We start from the raw sequence: 3,561 nt of genomic DNA on the forward strand, positions 1-3,561 counted from the left end.
CGCGGGCGCGGGGGAATTGCCATGTCTTTGCTCGACGTGGACTCCATCGATTACATCGGCGTCAACATCCTTTTCAAGCACGTCTACGTCGGGATCTTCGACGATCTCGACTGGGACGACGAAGCCACGCATTTCGCGTTGCTGACAAAGAAAATCGATCGGTATACACAGTACATACGTAGCGGCCAGTTGCTGGCCGGCTATCCGGAGGTGCGCGGCTACGGCATCGTCTTCGAGTACGTCGCGACGCGGCCGATGACGCCATCGGCTGCGCGGTTCTGGAAAACGCGCGAACAGATCATCCGGACTTCGGGCTTCGAGGTGCGCAGCCGGACGGTCGACGTGCGGCCGGCGCTGCTGGCGGAGGAATCGTGCGATATCGCGGCGCTAGCACCGGATGCGGCTGTCCCGAGTCAACCGGAACCGGCGCCGACGCTGCCGGCAGCGTTGCCCGCGCAGGCGGATGAGTCCGCGGCGGGTCCCGCGCTCCTCGCGTTGCGACAGGTTGCTTCGTTGTGAGGTGAGCGCTTCCGGGAACCGTCGGTGAAACGATTCAGGAACGAAAAAGCGCTGAAGCCCTCCGGGCTTCAGCGCTTTTTCACATTCCCCGCCCAACGCCGTCCGCTTACCTTACCCCGCTAAGCGCCGCAGTCGCGACCGTCGGCACCGAAATGCCGTTGGTCTTCGCGTACTGCACCGCCTGCGTCAGCGTCGAGACGAGCGACTGCAACTGTCCCGGCGCCGACTGCGCGATATAGCTCGCCGCCTGCGCCGTCGCCGGATTCGAACCCGCCTGCAGCAACGACGACACGCTCATCGTGTTGCTCACCGCGCCGAGATCGGATTGCAGCCCCGCGTACTGGCTCACGCCCTTGCCGAGCGACGCGAGGCCGTCGGTGAACGCCTGCTTGTTCACACCGGTCGGCGCGGGCGTCGAAGATCCGTTCGTGAAAGCCTGCATCAGCGACTGCGACACGCTCTGCTGCGTTCCACCGAGTTGCGACAGCACGCTCGCGCTCGGCAGTGCGCCGGACCCGCCCGCACCGCCTGCCGCGCCCGCCAGCAGGCCTGCCGCCGACTGCGCCTGGCTCGCGACGCCCGTCATTCCCATCGACGACGCCAGGCTCGACTGTCCGCTCAGCACCTGCTGATTTGCGCCCAGATAGTTCTGCACGAGCGACGTAAGCGCCGATGGCTGGGCCGCGCCGTTTGCCGCCGGTTGCGCGCTGCCACTACCGAAGCCGAACTGCTGGAGGTTGAGCTGCGCGTACGACGCGGCGGGCGCGACGAGCGCCGCCGCGGCCAGCAGTGCAATCCACGAGGATCGATTCGCCATGTTTCGGTTTCTCCCTGATTTGTCCGATGATCGAATGAGCCCGATTCGACCGGCGGATGGTTCAGCGGTTCGTGGAGTTTACATTTGCTTGCGATTTTGTCGGTTCATTGCCTTGATTCATTGCACGCCGAGGTCGGCGAGCGGGTGCGTCGCAAGCCGCCACGGCGACGAAAGGAAGTGCTGCACGCGCTCGGCGCACACTTCGGCGAGCGTCGCAGGCGCCCAGCGCGGCCGCTGGTCGCGGTCGATGAGCAACGCGCGCACGCCTTCGAGACAATCGCCGTCGCTGATCGCGCGATACACGATGCCCAGTTCCATGCGAAAGCAGTCGGCGAGCGTCATATGGCGTCCGCGCGACAACGCGTGATGCGTGACCTCGAGCATCGTCGGCGAATGGGACGTGAGCGCGGCAAGCGTCGCCGCGGCCCAATCCGACGCGGCGTCCCGCCGCAAGCCCGCCACGATGCGCTCCACCCCGCCCGCACCGCACACACCGCCCCCGCCGCCGAAATGCCGCCTGATCTGCGCTCGATGCGCGTCGAGCGGCGCGTCGCGTTCGACGTTCGCAGGCGGCACGAACACGCGCCGCAACGCATCGAGCGGCTTGTCGGACTGATCCCAGCGCACCGCTTCGAGCCGTTGCACGAAGTCACGAAGCCACGTCGAGGGCACGCATACCTCAGCGAGACCGAACGCGACCGCGTCCGCGCCGGAGAGCGTCGCGCCGGTCAAGCCGGCGTAAAGCTCGACGTCGAGCGGCATGCGGCGCATGAAATGCGTTGCGCCGACGTCGGGCAGCATGCCGATGCGCGTCTCCGGCATCGCCATCCTGGTGCGCTCGGTGACGACCCGCAGCGCCGCGCCCTGCGCGAGTCCCATGCCGCCGCCCATCACGATGCCGTCCATCAGCGCGACGACCGGCTTCGGAAAATGATGAATCGCGTAATCGAGCCGGTACTCGTCGACGAAGAACGACAGCCAGGGCGTGCCGCTGCGCGCGGCGTCGTGGAGCGCGCGGATGTCGCCGCCCGCGCAGAACGCCTTCTCGCCCGCGCCGCGCAGTATGACCGCGACGATGGCATCGTCGGCGCGGCAGCGTTCGAACGCGCCGGCGAGTTGCCCGATCATTTCATGCGACAGCGCATTCAACGCGCGTGGCCGGTTCAGCGTCACGACCGCGACGCGATTGACGACGTCGAAACCGACTTCCGGCTCGTCCTGCAACACGTTCTGAGTGCTCATCGCGTGCTCCAGGCCGGCTTGCGCTTCGCGAGAAACGCAGCGACACCTTCGCGCTGATCGGCACCATCGAACAGATCGACGAAGCGTTCGCGTTCCATCGCGAGCGCCGCGCGCCGTGGCGTCCCCTCGCGCGCCGCGTGGATCAGCGGCTTCGAGAAGGCGACCGCATCGGGACTCATCGATGCGACGCGCGACGCCATCTTCAGCGCGTGTTCGTAGGCAGCGCCTGTCGGCACGGCTTCCTCGACGAGGCCGATGCGCAATGCCGTCTGCGCATCGACGCGTTCGCCGGTCAATATGATCCGCTTGGCCCAGCCTTCGCCGACGAGCCACGGCAGCGTCTGCGTGCCGCAACCGCATGGCAGCAAGCCCACCGACGCTTCCGGCAGCGCCATCTGCGCGTGTTCCTCGGCGATGCGGATATCGCACGCGAGCGCGCATTCGAGGCCGCCGCCCATCGCATAGCCGTTGATCGCGGCGATCACGACGGCGCGCGCGTTCTGGAGCGCTTCGAACGCCGCGCCGAATCGTTGCGCGGCGATGCGCGCGTGGGCTTTGTCGCCATCGGCGAACTGGTTGAGATCGGCGCCCGCGCTGAAGAATTTCGGACCGTGGCCGGTGATGATGATGGCGCGCACGGTCGCGTCGGCGTTCAGGCGTTCGATGGTTTGCTGCAGCGTCTGCAGGCCTTCGGCGGTGAAGGCGTTCGCCGGCGGTCGGTTCAGTTCGAGCGTGACGGTCTGGCCGTCGTGCTTCACGTCTATCATCGGTTGGGGCTCCGTTTCACTTCGCTGGTTTTGGGTTGTGGGTTGATTGCTGGTGCTCGGGGCTGGGGCCGGGGGCGGGGGGGTTTGGAGGAAACACCGTTTGATGCGCTCAGGCTTCTATGGAACTTGTTTTCTTTGCGGTTTATTTGCTCTGCCCCTGTCCGGGGCGGGACTCACTTTCTTTGCTGCTGCAAAGAAAGTAAGCAAAGAAAGCAG

General features: G+C 66.2%; 4 protein-coding genes. 1 reads left to right on the forward strand and 3 read right to left on the reverse strand.

Going from position 1 to position 3,561, the window contains the following annotated elements; translation table 11 throughout:
- Nucleotides 1–519 (forward strand): DUF6572 domain-containing protein (locus tag AWB68_RS43240; RefSeq protein ID WP_235028842.1); only part of this gene is annotated, 519 nt, incomplete at its 5' end.
- 106 nt (nucleotides 520–625) lie between these two features.
- On the opposite strand, the gene AWB68_RS43245 is transcribed toward AWB68_RS43240, so the two are convergent.
- The 3 genes from AWB68_RS43245 to AWB68_RS43255 all read right to left on the reverse strand — a co-directional run bounded on the left by AWB68_RS43245 (nucleotide 626) and on the right by AWB68_RS43255 (nucleotide 3,345).
- The gene (locus AWB68_RS43245) at nucleotides 626–1,336 is read right to left on the reverse strand and encodes a hypothetical protein (protein WP_087650228.1); all 711 of its coding nucleotides are present in this window, start codon (nucleotides 1,334–1,336) and stop codon (nucleotides 626–628) included.
- A 117-nt stretch (nucleotides 1,337–1,453) separates the two neighbouring features.
- Entirely contained in the window at nucleotides 1,454–2,578 is a 1,125-nt protein-coding gene (locus AWB68_RS43250) for an enoyl-CoA hydratase/isomerase family protein (protein ID WP_087650229.1), read from the reverse strand.
- The gene (locus AWB68_RS43255) at nucleotides 2,575–3,345 is read right to left on the reverse strand and encodes an enoyl-CoA hydratase (protein WP_087650230.1); all 771 of its coding nucleotides are present in this window, start codon (nucleotides 3,343–3,345) and stop codon (nucleotides 2,575–2,577) included. Before AWB68_RS43255 ends, AWB68_RS43250 begins: the two co-directional genes overlap by 4 nt.
- Nucleotides 3,346–3,561: the final 216 nt, after the last annotated feature.

The organism is Caballeronia choica, assembly GCF_001544535.1.
Taxonomy (GTDB): domain Bacteria; phylum Pseudomonadota; class Gammaproteobacteria; order Burkholderiales; family Burkholderiaceae; genus Caballeronia; species Caballeronia choica.

Excerpts from the sequence above, each read along its gene's own strand:
- AWB68_RS43245 (WP_087650228.1), bottom strand. The coding sequence starts at position 1,336 with ATGGCGAATCGATCCTCGTGGATTGCACTGCTGGCCGCGGCGGCGCTC.
- AWB68_RS43250 (WP_087650229.1), bottom strand. The coding sequence starts at position 2,578 with ATGAGCACTCAGAACGTGTTGCAGGACGAGCCGGAAGTCGGTTTCGAC.
- AWB68_RS43255 (WP_087650230.1), bottom strand. The coding sequence starts at position 3,345 with ATGATAGACGTGAAGCACGACGGCCAGACCGTCACGCTCGAACTGAAC.